This window comes from Pseudomonas sp. AC247, from assembly GCF_979258015.1.
Genome location: NZ_OZ409829.1, coordinates 5,777,270 through 5,792,448, shown reverse-complemented (window position 1 = coordinate 5,792,448; position 15,179 = coordinate 5,777,270). Strand labels below are relative to the sequence as shown.

Sequence of the window (15,179 nt, the reverse complement as noted above, 5' to 3'; positions counted from 1 at the left end):
GGATAAATTGTCCACGGCCCCCTTTGTCATTTACCGATACAGAAACTGGAAAAAATTCGTCCCAACAGATCATCAGAGCTAAAAGCCCCGGTTATTTCGCCGAGGGAATGCTGAGCCTGGCGCAAATCCTCCGCCAGTAACTCTCCGGCGCCAGCCAAGGTCAGCTGGGCGCGGCCGTGTTCCAGTGCCGCGCTGGCGTGGCGCAAAGCCTCCAGATGCCGGCGGCGTGCGCTGAAACTGCTTTCCGAGGTTTGCTCGTAACCCATGCACGCCTTGAGATGATCGCGCAACAGGTCCAGGCCTTCACCGGCCGACTTAGCACTGAGGCTGATGGTCACGTGCCCGTCTTCACTGGTTTCCAGAACAATGGCCTCGCCAGTTAGATCGGCTTTGTTGCGGATCAAGGTGACTTTGGCCGGATCCGGCCGGGTTTCGAGGAATTCCGGCCACAGGGCAAACGGATCCAGCGCTTCCGGCGCGGTCGCATCGACCACTAACAACACTCGGTCGGCTTCACCAATGGCTTTCAATGCCCGTTCAACCCCGATCTTTTCCACATGATCATCGGTATCACGCAGGCCAGCGGTATCGACAACGTGCAACGGCATGCCGTCGATGTGGATATGTTCACGGAGGATGTCGCGAGTGGTGCCGGCGATCTCGGTAACGATTGCCGCTTCCCGTCCTGCCAACGCATTCAACAAGCTCGACTTGCCAGCATTCGGCCTACCGGCAATCACCACGGTCATTCCATCGCGCAGCAACGCGCCCTGCCCGGCTTCGCGCAGCACTGTGGATAATTCATCGCGCACTTTGTCGAGCATGCTCAGCACATGGCCATCGGCGAGGAAGTCGATTTCTTCTTCCGGGAAATCGATGGCGGCTTCGACGTAGATGCGCAGGCCGATCAGCTGTTCGGTCAAGTTATGCACACGTTGCGAGAACGCGCCCTGCAGAGAACGCAGCGCATTACGTGCAGCCTGTGCAGAACTGGCTTCGATCAAATCGGCAATCGCCTCGGCTTGCGCCAGGTCGAGTTTGTCATTGAGGAAGGCGCGTTCGCTGAATTCCCCCGGGCGCGCCAGACGGCAGCCCAGTTCCAGGCAGCGCTTGAGCAACATGTCCAGAACGATCGGGCCGCCATGGCCCTGCAGTTCCAGAACGTCTTCACCGGTGAACGAGTTCGGCCCGGGAAAATACAGCGCCAGACCTTCGTCGAGCACCTGTTTGTCGTCAGTGAAAAACGGGCCGTAATGGGCGTAACGCGGTTTCAGTTCGCGGCCGCTGATGGCTTTTGCCGCCACGCTGGCCAACGGCCCGGAAATACGGACGATGCCCACACCACCACGACCTTGAGCGGTGGCGACAGCGGCGATGGTTTCACGAGGTACGCTCATTAACCGGAATCCAGACAAAAATGACAGATAGCAAAACGCCCCACTAGGGGGCGTTTTGAGTGGTTATCCACAGTGTAAATCAAGCGGCTGCTTTGGTAGCCCGTTCGATCTTACGTGTGATGTACCACTGTTGGGTGATGGACAGGCAGTTGTTCACAACCCAGTACAGCACCAGACCCGCCGGGAACCACAGGAAGAAGAAGGTGAAGATGATTGGCATCATTTTCATGACCTTCGCCTGCATCGGATCCGGAGGAGTCGGGTTCAGCTGCTGCTGGATAAACATGGTTGCGCCCATGATGATCGGCAGAATGAAGAACGGATCCTTGATCGACAGGTCAGTGATCCACAGCATGAACGGCGCCTGGCGCATTTCCACGCTTTCCAGCAGAACCCAGTACAGCGAAAGGAAAACCGGCATCTGCACGAGGATTGGCAAGCAACCACCCAGCGGATTGATCTTCTCTTTCTTGTACAGCTCCATCATGGCTTGCGACATTTTCTGCCGGTCATCGCCATGTTGCTCTTTCAGCGCAGCCAGTTTCGGTGCAACGGCACGCATGCGCGCCATCGATTTGTAGCTGGCAGCCGACAGAGGGAAGAACAGACCCTTGATCAGCATGGTCAGGAAAATGATCGACCAGCCCCAGTTACCAACGATCGCGTGGATGTGTTGCAGCAACCAGAAGATTGGCTGGGCAATGAACCACAGAATGCCGTAGTCGACGGTCAGTTCCAGACCTGGGGACAACTCTTTCAGCACAGCCTGGCTTTTCGGACCGGCATACAGCACAGCGCTGGTTTCAACTTTGGCACCTGGTGCAGCGGTCAGTGTTGGACCGGTGTAACCGATGATGTAGTTGCCTTTGCTGTCTTTACGGGTCTGAACGACGTTGTTTTCGCCTTTCGCCGGAATCCACGCGGTCACGAAGTAGTGTTGCAGCCAGGCTACCCAACCACCGGTGACGGTTTCTTTCAGTTGCGCCTTGTCCATGTCCTTCATGGACACTTTCTTGTACGGCTCCGAACTTGTCCACAGGGCAGCGCCTAGGTAAGTCGCGGTGCCAGTAGCAGTGGTGGACGAAGGGTCAGCGCTGTTATCACGCTTCAACTGAGCAAACATTGCGCCGTTCCAGGGCTGAGCGCTCTGGTTATCCACAATGTAGGAAACGGCTACATCATACAGGCCGCGTTTCAGGGTGAAACGCTTGATGTAATTGACGCCGTCCTTGCTGAACTTCAGGTCTACGACCAGTTGGTCCTGACCGTCAGCCAGTTGATAAGTCTTCTTCTCCGAGGAGTAGATCGGACGACCGGCCGGATTTGCGTCCGGGCCGTTGGTGCCGATCAGACCGCTTTGGGCCAGATAAACACGTTCGCCGCCGTTATCGAACAGCTGGAACGGAACATCAGGACGATCCTGACGACGTGGATACAGAGGCAAGGTCAGTTGAGCAACATCACCACCTTGTGGATCGATCGCGAGATCGAGCACGTCGGTTTTGATCTGGATCAGATCCTTGCTGGCGGCTACCGGCGTTTCGGCAGGTGCGCTGGTATCGCTAGCGGCGCGCGGAATATCGTCACTGGCGGCAGCATTATTGCCAGTGGCGGTGTCCGGCAAACCGGATGTAGTCGTACTGGAAGCAACATTCTGAGTCGGCAGGGCAGCCTGACCGTAGTCCTGGTTCCATTTAAGGACCATAACGTAGGCCACGATTGCCAGGGCGACGATCAGGATCGTGCGTTTGATATCCATGATTACTCGGCCATCGAAGAAGAACGGGAGGTAGGGATAGGTGGAACCGGGTCATAACCACCGGGATTCCACGGATGACAGCGACCTAAACGACGAAAGGTCAGCCAGCCACCGCGCAGAAGGCCATGATTTTCGATGGCTTCATACGCGTAGCAGGAACAACTGGGGTAGAAACGACAGTGGCTGGCCATCAAAGGACTAATGGCATAGCGATAAAACTGGATCGGAACGAGGGCCAGTTTACGCATCGGTACTGTCTACCCCTACAGTTTCGGTTTTGACTTCTGGAACTGGCTTGCTGCGTGCCAGACGCTTCCAGAGCTTGCCGAAATGCTGAATCAATTCGGGGTTTTCTACATCGCCCAGACCTTTGCGCGCGACGATAACGATGTCCCAGCCGACCAGTGAATCCTGGTGCAGACGGAACGATTCGCGCATCAAACGTTTGAGGCGATTGCGCTCAACGGAGAGCTTTACGCTCTTTTTCCCGATAACCAGCCCGAGACGGGGGTGATCAAGATCGTTGTTGCGTGCAAGGAGCAGGAGATTTTTCCCCGGAACCTTGCCGGTAGGGGAGTCAAAGACTGCCTTGAAATGCCGGGGGGTAAGCAAACGCTTTTCCCGACTGAAGTCCTGACTCACCTCCAGTACCGGATTATCAAACTGCCAGACGCGCACGACCTTTGGCGCGGCGACGCGACAGGACAGCACGGCCGTTCTTGGTAGCCATGCGAGCACGGAAGCCGTGGGTACGGGCGCGTTTGATAGTGCTTGGTTGGAAAGTACGTTTCATTGTCGTGTTACCTGGTTCGTCCACAACGGGCCGGAATGGCCCCCGTTTTAAGAGACCGGGGATTCTAGAGAAAGCAAGCCCTCAGGTCAATTTCCAACCAGCGTTTCCTTATAAATAGATCTCGAGGTGTTCTTTGCCTGATCACCCGCTCGCCATACATAAAAATAAAGAAGGGAATTATTTAAAGCTTTTCTGTAAAGCTTATAAAAGCTAGGCACGCCATCCTCTGTGGATAACTGCCATCAAGCCTTGTTTCACCTGATGTACAGCGAATGACAACTACAGTGGAAAACCGTGTTCAGCCTGTGCTGCGCTGTCGGATAACCTGTGTGTGGAATGGCCTGTTATCCACAGGCAGGTTATCCACCGAGTTCAACCCCCAGTTTTCCAGTGCCCTTAGAGGCGGTTATCCACAGAGCTTATTCACACACCGTTGGTCGCTTTCTCATCGGTTAACGCATTGATAAATCATGGTCACCGCGCAACCTGCATGTGGATAAGTGGGCGGCTCGCCGCTACAATGGCCGCTTGTTTTTGCCTCACCGGCTTTCAACTTAGGGGATATCCGTGTCAGTGGAACTTTGGCAGCAGTGCGTGGAGCTTTTGCGCGAGGAGCTGCCTGCCCAACAATTCAACACCTGGATCCGTCCACTACAGGTCGAAGCCGAAGGCGACGAGTTGCGCGTCTACGCACCGAACCGTTTTGTGCTGGACTGGGTCAACGAAAAGTATCTGGGCCGCGTCATTGAACTGCTGGATGAGCATGGCAACGGCATGGCGCCCGCGCTTTCCTTATTAATAGGCAGCAAACGCAGTTCCGCTCCGCGTGCCGCACCGAACGCGCCGCTGGCGGCCGCGCAGGTTTCCCAGGCCCAGGCAAATGCCGCACCTGTGAGCGCACCCGCACCTACCCAAGCGCCAGCACCGGCGGCCAAGCGCTCGACGCAGAAAAGCCCCGAGGTCAGCGACGAACCGTCTCGCGACAGTTTCGACCCAATGTCCGGCGCGGCTTCGCAACAGGCGCCGGTTCGCGCCGAACAGCGCACCGTGCAGGTCGAAGGTGCGCTCAAACACACCAGCTACCTGAACCGCACCTTCACCTTTGAAAACTTCGTCGAAGGTAAGTCCAACCAGCTCGCCCGTGCGGCGGCCTGGCAAGTGGCGGATAACCCAAAGCACGGCTATAACCCACTGTTCCTTTATGGTGGCGTTGGCCTGGGTAAAACTCACTTGATGCACGCGGTGGGCAACCACCTATTAAAGAAGAACCCGAATGCCAAGGTCGTGTACCTGCATTCCGAGCGTTTCGTGGCCGACATGGTCAAGGCGCTGCAACTGAACGCGATCAACGAGTTCAAGCGTTTCTACCGTTCGGTGGATGCTCTGTTGATTGACGACATTCAGTTCTTCGCCCGCAAAGAGCGCTCGCAAGAAGAGTTTTTCCACACCTTCAACGCCCTGCTTGAAGGTGGCCAGCAGGTCATTCTCACCAGTGACCGCTACCCGAAAGAAATCGAAGGCCTTGAAGAACGTCTCAAATCCCGCTTCGGCTGGGGCCTGACCGTTGCCGTCGAGCCGCCGGAACTGGAAACCCGCGTCGCGATCTTGATGAAGAAGGCCGACCAGGCCAAAGTCGACTTGCCGCACGACGCCGCATTCTTCATTGCCCAACGCATTCGCTCCAACGTCCGAGAGCTGGAAGGCGCGCTGAAACGCGTGATCGCCCACTCGCACTTCATGGGCCGCGACATCACCATCGAGTTGATTCGCGAATCCCTGAAAGACCTGTTGGCGCTGCAAGACAAACTGGTCTCTGTGGATAACATTCAGCGCACCGTCGCCGAGTACTACAAGATCAAGATTTCGGACTTGCTGTCCAAGCGCCGTTCGCGCTCGGTAGCGCGCCCGCGTCAGGTGGCCATGGCGTTGTCCAAGGAACTGACCAACCACAGCCTGCCGGAAATCGGCGACGTGTTTGGCGGCCGTGACCACACCACCGTGTTGCACGCCTGCCGCAAGATCAACGAACTTAAGGAATCCGACGCGGACATCCGCGAGGACTACAAGAACCTGCTGCGTACACTGACCACTTGATGAACACCAGCGCAGCTTATTAAGGCAAGGGACTAGACCATGCATTTCACCATTCAACGCGAAGCCCTGTTGAAACCCCTGCAACTGGTCGCAGGCGTCGTCGAGCGTCGACAGACCTTGCCGGTACTGTCCAACGTGCTGTTGGTAGTCGAAGGCCAGCAGCTGTCGCTGACCGGTACCGACCTCGAAGTCGAACTGGTCGGTCGTGTGCAACTTGAAGAGCCTGCGGAAACAGGTTCCATCACCGTGCCTGCGCGCAAGCTGATGGACATCTGCAAAAGCCTGCCCAACGATGCGCTGATCGACATCAAGGTCGACGAGCAGAAGCTGGTGGTGAAGGCTGGCCGTAGCCGTTTCACCCTGTCGACGTTGCCCGCCAACGATTTCCCGACCGTTGAAGAAGGTCCGGGCTCGCTGACTTGCAGCCTTGAGCAAAGCAAACTGCGTCGCCTGATCGAGCGCACCAGCTTCGCCATGGCCCAGCAGGATGTTCGTTACTACCTCAACGGCATGTTGCTGGAAGTGTCGAGTGGGCTGATGCGTGCCGTTGCCACCGATGGTCACCGCTTGGCCATGTGCAGCATGAAAGCCGCGATCGACCACCCTGATCGTCATCAGGTCATTGTTCCGCGTAAAGGTATTCTGGAATTGGCGCGCCTGCTGACTGAGCCGGAGGGCACGGTTGCCATCGTTCTCGGCCAGCACCATATCCGCGCTACCACCGGCGAATTCACCTTCACCTCGAAACTGGTCGACGGCAAGTTCCCGGATTACGAGCGCGTTCTGCCGAAGGGCGGCGACAAGCTGGTATTGGGCGATCGTCAGGCGCTGCGTGAAGCGTTCAGCCGTACCGCGATTCTGTCCAACGAGAAGTACCGTGGTATCCGTTTGCAACTGGCCAACGGTCAGTTGAAAATCCAGGCAAACAACCCGGAGCAGGAAGAAGCGGAAGAAGAAGTGGGCGTTGAATACAACGGCGGCTCGCTGGAAATCGGTTTCAACGTGAGCTATCTGCTCGACGTGCTGGGCGTGATGACCACCGAGCAGGTTCGTCTGATCCTGTCCGACTCCAACAGCAGTGCGCTGGTGCAAGAGTCCGACAACGACGATTCGGCTTACGTTGTCATGCCGATGCGTCTGTAATCAGCTGACCCTGGATGTCCTTAAGTCGTGTTTCGGTCACCGCGGTGCGCAATTTGCACCCGGTGACCTTCTCCCCCTCCCCCCGCATCAACATTCTTTACGGCGCCAACGGCAGCGGCAAAACCAGTGTTCTGGAAGCCATTCATCTGCTGGGGCTTGCCCGTTCGTTTCGTAGCACGCGTCTGTTGCCGGTCATCCAGTACGAACAACTCGCCTGTACCGTGTTTGGTCAGGTTGAATTGGCCGAGGGTGGCCACAGTGCGTTGGGAATCTCGCGCGATCGTCAAGGCGAGTTCCAGATCCGCATCGACGGGCAGAACGCCCGCAGCGCTGCGCAACTGGCGGAGATCCTGCCACTGCAGTTGATCAACCCCGACAGCTTCCGCCTGCTCGAAGGTGCACCGAAGATTCGCCGGCAGTTTCTCGACTGGGGCGTGTTCCACGTTGAGCCACGGTTCATGGCTACCTGGCAGCGTTTGCAGAAGGCCTTGCGCCAGAGAAACTCCTGGCTGCGGCATGGTACACTTGACGCCGTTTCGCAAGCGGTTTGGGACAGGGAACTGTGCCAGGCCAGCGCTGAAATCGATGAATACCGCCGCGCTTACATCAAAGCCTTGAAACCAGTCTTTGAACAAACCTTGAGCGAACTGGTTGAGCTCGAAGGTTTGACGCTCAGCTATTACCGAGGCTGGGACAAAGACCGGGAATTGAGCGCCGTACTGGCTGGGTCCCTGCAACGGGATCAGCAAATGGGTCATACCCAGGCCGGACCGCAACGGGCTGATTTGCGTCTTAGATTGGGCGCACACAACGCCGCGGACATTTTGTCCCGGGGTCAGCAGAAGTTGGTGGTCTGTGCACTGCGGATTGCCCAAGGTCACCTGGTCAGCCAGGCCCGCCGCGGTCAGTGTATTTATCTGGTGGATGACTTGCCGTCCGAGCTGGACGAGAGCCACCGTCGCGCGCTGTGCCGCTTGCTGGAAGACTTACGCTGCCAGGTGTTTATCACCTGTGTAGATCACGAATTATTGAGGGAAGGCTGGCAGACGGAAACGCCAGTCGCTTTGTTCCACGTGGAACAGGGCCGTATCACCCAGACCCACGACCATCGGGAGTGAAGGCATTGAGCGAAGAAAATACGTACGACTCAACGAGCATTAAAGTGCTGAAAGGCCTGGATGCCGTACGCAAACGTCCCGGTATGTACATTGGTGACACCGACGATGGCAGCGGTCTGCACCACATGGTGTTCGAAGTGGTCGACAACTCGATCGACGAAGCCCTCGCTGGCCACTGCGACGATATCAGCATCATCATCCACCCGGATGAGTCCATCACCGTTAAAGACAACGGTCGTGGCATCCCGGTCGACGTGCACAAAGAGGAAGGCGTTTCCGCCGCCGAGGTCATCATGACCGTCCTCCACGCTGGCGGTAAGTTCGACGACAACTCCTACAAAGTTTCCGGCGGTCTGCACGGTGTAGGTGTTTCGGTAGTGAACGCGCTGTCCGAAGAACTGGTTCTGACCGTTCGCCGCAGCGGCAAGATCTGGGAACAGACCTACGTCCACGGCGTGCCTCAGGCACCGATGGCCATCGTTGGCGACAGCGAAACCACCGGCACCCAGATTCACTTCAAGCCATCGGCTGACACCTTCAAGAATATCCACTTCAGCTGGGACATCCTGGCCAAGCGTATTCGTGAGCTGTCCTTCCTCAACTCCGGTGTCGGCATCGTCCTCAAGGATGAGCGCAGCGGCAAGGAAGAGCTGTTCAAGTACGAAGGCGGCCTGCGTGCGTTCGTTGAATACCTGAACACCAACAAGACTGCGGTCAATCAGGTGTTCCACTTCAACATTCAGCGTGAAGACGGCATCGGCGTGGAAATCGCCCTGCAGTGGAATGACAGCTTCAACGAGAACCTGTTGTGCTTCACCAACAACATTCCACAGCGCGACGGCGGCACTCACCTGGTGGGCTTCCGTTCGGCACTGACGCGTAACCTGAACACCTACATCGAAGCCGAAGGCCTGGCGAAGAAGCACAAAGTCGCCACCACCGGTGACGATGCGCGCGAAGGCCTGACCGCGATAATTTCGGTGAAAGTGCCGGATCCGAAGTTCAGCTCGCAGACCAAAGACAAGCTGGTCTCTTCCGAAGTGAAGACCGCGGTCGAACAGGAAATGGGCAAGTACTTCTCCGACTTCCTCCTGGAAAACCCGAACGAAGCCAAGCTGGTCGTCGGCAAGATGATCGACGCTGCCCGTGCCCGTGAAGCCGCGCGTAAAGCCCGTGAGATGACCCGCCGCAAAGGCGCGCTGGACATCGCCGGTCTGCCAGGCAAGCTCGCTGACTGCCAGGAAAAAGACCCGGCGCTGTCCGAACTGTACCTCGTGGAAGGTGACTCCGCGGGCGGCTCTGCCAAGCAGGGACGTAACCGCAAGACCCAGGCGATCCTGCCGTTGAAGGGCAAGATCCTCAACGTCGAGAAAGCGCGTTTCGACAAGATGATCTCTTCCCAGGAAGTGGGCACCTTGATCACCGCACTGGGCTGCGGTATCGGTCGCGACGAGTACAACATCGACAAGCTGCGTTATCACAACATCATCATCATGACCGATGCTGACGTCGACGGTTCGCACATCCGTACCCTGCTGCTGACCTTCTTCTTCCGTCAGTTGCCGGAGCTGATCGAGCGTGGCTACATCTACATCGCTCAGCCGCCGCTGTACAAGGTCAAGAAAGGCAAGCAAGAGCAATACATCAAAGACGACGACGCCATGGAAGAGTACATGACGCAGTCGGCCCTGGAAGATGCGAGCCTGCACCTGAACGAAGAAGCCCCGGGCATTTCCGGTGAAGCGCTTGAGCGTCTGGTGAACGACTTCCGCATGGTGATGAAGACGCTCAAGCGTCTGTCGCGCCTGTACCCGCAGGAACTTACCGAGCACTTCATCTACCTGCCGGCCGTGAGCCTGGAAAAGCTCGGCGACCACGCAGCGATGCAAGAGTGGCTGGCCCAGTACGAAGCGCGTCTGCGTACCGTCGAGAAGTCCGGTCTGGTCTACAAGGCCAGTCTGCGTGAAGACCGCGAACGTGGCGTGTGGCTGCCAGAGGTCGAACTGATCTCCCACGGCCTGTCGAACTACGTCACCTTCAACCGCGATTTCTTCGGCAGCAACGACTACAAAACCGTCGTCACCCTCGGTGCTCAGTTGAGCACCCTGCTCGACGAAGGCGCGTACATCCAGCGTGGCGAACGCAAGAAAGCAGTCACCGAGTTCAAGGAAGCACTGGACTGGCTGATGGCTGAAAGCACCAAGCGCCACACCATTCAGCGATACAAAGGTCTGGGCGAAATGAACCCGGATCAGCTGTGGGAAACCACCATGGACCCAAGCGTGCGCCGCATGCTGAAAGTCACCATCGAAGACGCCATTGGCGCAGACCAGATCTTCAACACCCTGATGGGTGATGCGGTCGAACCTCGTCGTGACTTCATCGAGAGCAATGCGTTGGCGGTTTCGAACCTGGATTTCTGATCCGGTGTAGGATCCCAGAATAGTTGCTCATTTTCACAAATAGATGGTTCACCTAACCTGTGGATTAGGAAGCCATTGCAAAGCAGGCCCGCTTAAAAAGCGTAATGCTGTTCACTTAAACATTTGAATCCTCGCCGGGCTTCTCCGAAAATCCGATGTCAGATCTCTGGCATCGGATTTTTTTATGTCTGTTCAACAGGACTTGCTCGACCTCGGCGACCTTTTCAACTTCTGCGACTTGAGTACATTGACTCAAAATACTCCCATCGAGTGGGTCGCATCTGCGCTGGATCTGTCCAGCCAAGCCACTATCCGTCGGCGTCGCTTGCCCGCCGACAAAGTGCTCTGGTTAGTGCTCGGAATGGCGTTGTTTCGCGATGAGCCTGTTCATGAGGTCGCCCGACGTTTGAACATCTGCGCCCAAGGTCTGGCTTCTGACCATCTTGGCCCGTAGCAGTTTGACCCAGGCTCGCAAATGGCTCGGCGCCGAACCAGTTGAGTGTTTCGTAAAACAGGTACTCAATGGGGCGCGGAGCGTTATCCCGAGGATACTTTTTAGGATTATCAGGTATTTGCGGTGGATGGCGGCGCGCTTGAATTGCGAGAACATTCCGGTTCGGGAAACACCCAACCGACCGTGAAACTCGCTTTCCACTGATGCGTCTGGTGGCGCTAATGAATCTGCGTTGGCCTCTGATCTTGAGGCACAACTTAGCCCTTACCGGAACAGCGAGATGATTCTGGCCGATGAGTTTTCGCAGCAGATCGCCGACCATTCCGTGACGCTGTTCGACAAGGATTTCTGAAGCTTCGATCTCATGCTCAGTCTGAGCCGCGAGGGCATTTCCGCCACTGGCTGACGCCGGCAAAAAAGGAAGTGATTTGCAAAGATGTCGCCCGTTACGACCAGCATGATTGTTTGGTGCGCGTGAAAGTGTAGTCTCAAGCGAGAAAGTGAAATCCGACGCTTCCCACACATTGGGGGGGCGTGAAGTCAGTTATGAAACTCAAGGCGAAGTAAAACAGTCATGACGTCGTTCCCGTCCAAGATCTACAGTACCTAGGCCGTTGCCAAGCTGTTTCGGGATCCAATTGGTGAACAGCTGATTGCATATTAACCGGCCGCAGTGTGTATGACCCAATTGGGACAGTGGTGGCATGCTGGTGGATTATGCTCATTATGTATCTGGTCTGCCCAATAGCATACTGATGGGCAAGCCTAACGGACATTTGTATGGGCAAGAAAAGAATTTGGCACCTGAGCTTTCGCAAAGCTCAGTCTTTACCTGTACACCATTTTCCGTAGTCCTGTTTCTCCACTAAAAACCTTTTCGGTTTAGCAGTGGAAGGATAGGGAGACCGCAGTACATTTTTCGACCAACCATGAGTGTTGCTGTCAACTCAACACGTTTGTCAGATCTGTGAGGATATTTTGCTAGGTTTGGTTGCAGTACCGTATGCGGTCTTGGATGAGCGGTCATTGACAGCTTAGCGTTTTCCGGTAGGCTGGCGCGGCGGCGCCAGCCTACCGGCAAACGCTAAGCTAGACTAGATAAAATTTCTACATGGTCTAATCTTGACTTTATGTCGGTATAGCGAAAGCTCAGTTGGACCCTAAAACTAAGGAAACTCCGCCGATGAGAACTGAAGAACGCATTGAAAAACCTGTAGCCAAGGTCGTTCCCGGCGAGGAGCATCACAACTCCGTAATTTTCTCGGACGCATTTACTCAGCGTAGAAAGCAAAAAGAATACCAACACGCGATCATACAAATTGCTGAGCGTGCTAAAAAACTTGACTGGTAGTTTAAATTATGGCGACAGGGATAGTTAAGAGTATTGTTAACAAAGGAATGTCCGAAAGCAATCATGCTGATAGAGACCAAAACTTAAAAGAAAAAATTAAGTCTCGGCGTACCAATGAAATCGTGATTGGTGTGTGCGGCGCAGTTGGTTGCAATTTGCAAGATGTAGTTTCTGAACTAAAAGATCAATTTGGTGCATTCTCTTATGAAGTGACTATTGTCAAGGTAAGTAGTCTGATCAAAGAGCTTGCAGCGAACCACGATGATCTTTCTGAGGTTGGCCCGGACATTGGATCCATCGAAGCTCTCGATTTTTTTTCACGCTATACCGCGCTTCAAGATCTTGGCAATGCAATCCGTGATAAGTTCACAGATGATACATTAGCTACTCAAGCCATAAAATATATATCTGCCAATCGTCAAGTAAAAATGAACGAGAGTGGTGATGCGGTTCCTCCTCGGGCAGTCTATATTGTTGATCAGCTTAAACACCCCGCAGAAGTGGAGCTGTTTCGTCTCACCTATCGAAATGCGTTCTTTCTCGTAGGCGTGATGAGCCCCCAAAACGCTCGTTTGGAATATTTGCAATCGGAGGGATTGAGCCCTGTCGATGCACAGAATTTAGTTGAACGTGATCGGAAAGAAAATGTAACTCACGGGCAGCAACTGGAAAAAACGATCCACAAATCTGATTATTTCGTGAAACATAGCTTAAAGAGTTCTGGCAATATTACGAAGCCGTGTAAAAGATTTGTTGGATTGGTGCACGGTGAGAATGGGATTACTCCAACCCGGGACGAAGCGGGTATGTATGCAGCGTATGCGGCTTCTTTAAAATCAGCATGCCTAAGTCGCCAAGTTGGGGCCGCCATCGCTAACGTTTCGGGTGATGTCATATCTGTCGGTTGGAACGACGTTCCTGCCGGAGGCGGAGGCCTCTATAATGAGGATTCTGAAAATGACCAACGTTGTGTAGTACATGGTAAGAAATGCTACAACGATGATACGAAGCAACGTTTAGCTAAAGATATAGTAACTATACTATCCAAATTTAAAATTAATCCGAAGCTGGCTACCAAAGTGATGGATGAAGTTTCGCCGATCCTCATACAAGCCAAAGATATCGGGGAAAGCGCAAAAATTAGCGGTGAAAAATCTCTTTTAAGTTCGACAGATGCTTCAAGACTGGCGACTCAAATCCTTGAAATCACTGCACTTGGCTCGATCATTGAATATTCTCGAGCTATTCACGCAGAGATGGAGGCAATTCTCAATATCGCTAGAAGTGGAAAAATTTCTACTCTTGGTTCGGTAATGTATACAACTACTTATCCGTGCCATAATTGTGCTCGACATATCATTGCTTCGGGAATTTCACGTGTGGTATATATCGAACCATATGAGAAAAGCCTAGCGATGAAATTGCACTCCGATGCGATTTCCGTCGATGAGTCCTCTTCGGGAAAGGTCTTATTTGAAAACTTCCAAGGCGTCTCTCCAACTCGATATACTACCTTGTTCGCTTTTAGTCATCGTCGTAAAAATGACAAGGGTCAAGCTGTACGTATTGTTGGGAAAGATGCTTCGTTGATTTCTCACGAATACCTAGATTCGTATCTGGATGTAGAAAGTAAGGTCGCACTTAAGGGGCTTGAGGACAGTGGTGAAATTCCTAATCAGTGAATATATTGGGAGTTTTAAATAATTCGTGATTAGCTGAAATTGCTGTTAAAGCATCTATTTTGTAAGCCTACATAAGTAATGCATTGAGAAATAAAAACCCAGTGAATCATATTCACCGGGTTTTTTTATGACTAGTCGATGCTGGCGGAGCAATGACTTTAAGCTAGCCAGCGAACCATATTGTTGATTGCAGCAATATGGTCCATGCTTTCGGAGGTACTGGAGTCAGCTACCCGTCGCCACACTCTCCAACCGATACCCATACCCATAAATCGTCAACAGTTGCCAACCCCGATCCGCCGTCAGGCCGAGCTTGTTGCGCAGCCGATAGATATGCGTATCCAATGGCCGCGACGAAGCCATCTCCTCATGCGGCCAAAACCGCTCATACAGATAATCCCGCGACAATGGCCGGCCGAGATTGCTGAACAGACACCGCGCCAGCCGATACTCGCGCTCGGTCATAACGATCGGCTTTCCCTCGCGAGTTACCGTCAGTTCAGCATCATCAAACGTCAGATCATTGAAGCTCAGCACTTCCGTCGCCGCCGCCCGTTGCTGGCTATGCCGTCGGAGCACCGCAGCCACCCGCGCTTTCAACTCATTCGGCCGAAACGGCTTGCTCACATAATCATCCGCCCCCGCATTCAACGCCTGAACGATATCGCTCTCGCCATCACGGCTGGTGAGCATGATTGCCGCCGGTGGCGCTTCCATGTGTTCGCGGGTCCAGCGCAGCAGGGCCAGGCCGGTGAGGTCGGGCAGTTGCCAGTCGAGGATCAGCAGGTCGAAAGTTTCCCGGCGCAGTTGGCGCAGCAGGTCTTCGCCACGCTCGAAGCTGTGCAGTGACCACGGCTGTTCGCCGGCATCGGCCATTTGCTGCAGGGTTTGCTCGACCCGGCGCAGTTCGGCGGGTTCGTCGTCCAGAATCGCAACGCGCATTCGCGGTTATTCCTTGTTGCTTG

12 protein-coding genes and 1 pseudogene are annotated in these 15,179 nt (G+C 54.6%); 7 read left to right on the top strand and 6 right to left on the bottom strand.

Annotation, left to right across the window (positions count from 1 at the left end):
* Positions 1-26: 26 nt before the first annotated feature.
* The 5 genes from mnmE to rpmH all read right to left on the bottom strand — a co-directional run bounded on the left by mnmE (position 27) and on the right by rpmH (position 3,949).
* On the bottom strand, positions 27-1,397 hold the full coding sequence (gene mnmE, locus ACZZ0B_RS26230) for a tRNA uridine-5-carboxymethylaminomethyl(34) synthesis GTPase MnmE (RefSeq protein ID WP_008084392.1): 1,371 nt from the start codon (positions 1,395-1,397) through the stop codon (positions 27-29).
* A gap of 79 nt (positions 1,398-1,476) precedes the next feature.
* Positions 1,477-3,156 carry a membrane protein insertase YidC gene (gene yidC, locus ACZZ0B_RS26225; RefSeq protein WP_008084390.1) on the bottom strand — a complete coding sequence of 560 codons (1,680 nt, stop codon included), beginning with the start codon at positions 3,154-3,156 and terminating at the stop codon, positions 1,477-1,479.
* Positions 3,157-3,158: 2 nt separating this feature from the next.
* Positions 3,159-3,404 carry a membrane protein insertion efficiency factor YidD gene (gene yidD / locus ACZZ0B_RS26220; RefSeq protein WP_010465488.1) on the bottom strand — a complete coding sequence of 82 codons (246 nt, stop codon included), beginning with the start codon at positions 3,402-3,404 and terminating at the stop codon, positions 3,159-3,161.
* Positions 3,397-3,798, bottom strand: coding sequence for a ribonuclease P protein component (gene rnpA, locus ACZZ0B_RS26215; protein WP_016984072.1), 402 nt, complete (start codon positions 3,796-3,798; stop codon positions 3,397-3,399). The genes yidD and rnpA overlap by 8 nt, the downstream gene beginning before the upstream one ends.
* Positions 3,799-3,814: 16 nt before the next feature.
* Complete coding sequence (gene rpmH / locus ACZZ0B_RS26210) at positions 3,815-3,949, bottom strand: 50S ribosomal protein L34 (protein WP_003213577.1); 135 nt, start codon at positions 3,947-3,949, stop codon at positions 3,815-3,817.
* A gap of 567 nt (positions 3,950-4,516) precedes the next feature.
* Between rpmH and dnaA the strand changes: the two genes are divergently transcribed.
* The 7 genes and pseudogenes from dnaA to ACZZ0B_RS26175 all read left to right on the top strand — a co-directional run bounded on the left by dnaA (position 4,517) and on the right by ACZZ0B_RS26175 (position 14,214).
* Positions 4,517-6,043 (top strand): chromosomal replication initiator protein DnaA, encoded by a 1,527-nt coding sequence (dnaA, locus tag ACZZ0B_RS26205; RefSeq protein WP_008084386.1) that lies wholly within the window; start codon positions 4,517-4,519, stop codon positions 6,041-6,043.
* 39 nt (positions 6,044-6,082) lie between these two features.
* Positions 6,083-7,186, top strand: coding sequence for a DNA polymerase III subunit beta (dnaN, locus tag ACZZ0B_RS26200; protein WP_008084384.1), 1,104 nt, complete (start codon positions 6,083-6,085; stop codon positions 7,184-7,186).
* A 14-nt stretch (positions 7,187-7,200) separates the two neighbouring features.
* Entirely contained in the window at positions 7,201-8,304 is a 1,104-nt protein-coding gene (gene recF, locus ACZZ0B_RS26195; RefSeq protein ID WP_007911886.1) for a DNA replication/repair protein RecF, read from the top strand.
* Between the two features lie 5 nt (positions 8,305-8,309).
* Positions 8,310-10,727, top strand: a complete 2,418-nt coding sequence (gene gyrB / locus ACZZ0B_RS26190) for a DNA topoisomerase (ATP-hydrolyzing) subunit B (protein ID WP_008084382.1) — start codon at positions 8,310-8,312, stop codon at positions 10,725-10,727.
* Positions 10,728-10,911: 184 nt separating this feature from the next.
* Positions 10,912-11,785 (top strand): annotated as a pseudogene (locus ACZZ0B_RS26185) (IS4 family transposase); the annotation flags it as partial.
* Between the two features lie 579 nt (positions 11,786-12,364).
* On the top strand, positions 12,365-12,532 hold the full coding sequence (locus ACZZ0B_RS26180; protein WP_463546570.1) for a hypothetical protein: 168 nt from the start codon (positions 12,365-12,367) through the stop codon (positions 12,530-12,532).
* A 47-nt stretch (positions 12,533-12,579) separates the two neighbouring features.
* The gene (locus ACZZ0B_RS26175) at positions 12,580-14,214 is read left to right on the top strand and encodes an anti-phage dCTP deaminase (RefSeq protein ID WP_463546569.1); all 1,635 of its coding nucleotides are present in this window, start codon (positions 12,580-12,582) and stop codon (positions 14,212-14,214) included.
* A 225-nt stretch (positions 14,215-14,439) separates the two neighbouring features.
* Here ACZZ0B_RS26175 and ACZZ0B_RS26170 read toward each other — a convergent pair whose 3' ends face one another.
* Entirely contained in the window at positions 14,440-15,156 is a 717-nt protein-coding gene (locus ACZZ0B_RS26170; protein WP_129386946.1) for a response regulator transcription factor, read from the bottom strand.
* Positions 15,157-15,179: the final 23 nt, after the last annotated feature.

What these genes read in the sequence shown, in the direction of transcription:
- mnmE (WP_008084392.1), bottom strand. Translation starts at nt 1,397, where the DNA reads ATGAGCGTACCTCGTGAAACCATCGCCGCTGTCGCCACCGCTCAAGGT.
- ACZZ0B_RS26180 (WP_463546570.1), top strand. Translation starts at nt 12,365, where the DNA reads ATGAGAACTGAAGAACGCATTGAAAAACCTGTAGCCAAGGTCGTTCCC.
- rpmH (WP_003213577.1), bottom strand. Translation starts at nt 3,949, where the DNA reads ATGAAACGTACTTTCCAACCAAGCACTATCAAACGCGCCCGTACCCAC.
- dnaN (WP_008084384.1), top strand. Translation starts at nt 6,083, where the DNA reads ATGCATTTCACCATTCAACGCGAAGCCCTGTTGAAACCCCTGCAACTG.
- recF (WP_007911886.1), top strand. Translation starts at nt 7,201, where the DNA reads ATGTCCTTAAGTCGTGTTTCGGTCACCGCGGTGCGCAATTTGCACCCG.
- yidC (WP_008084390.1), bottom strand. Translation starts at nt 3,156, where the DNA reads ATGGATATCAAACGCACGATCCTGATCGTCGCCCTGGCAATCGTGGCC.
- ACZZ0B_RS26175 (WP_463546569.1), top strand. Translation starts at nt 12,580, where the DNA reads ATGTCCGAAAGCAATCATGCTGATAGAGACCAAAACTTAAAAGAAAAA.
- yidD (WP_010465488.1), bottom strand. Translation starts at nt 3,404, where the DNA reads ATGCGTAAACTGGCCCTCGTTCCGATCCAGTTTTATCGCTATGCCATT.
- ACZZ0B_RS26170 (WP_129386946.1), bottom strand. Translation starts at nt 15,156, where the DNA reads ATGCGCGTTGCGATTCTGGACGACGAACCCGCCGAACTGCGCCGGGTC.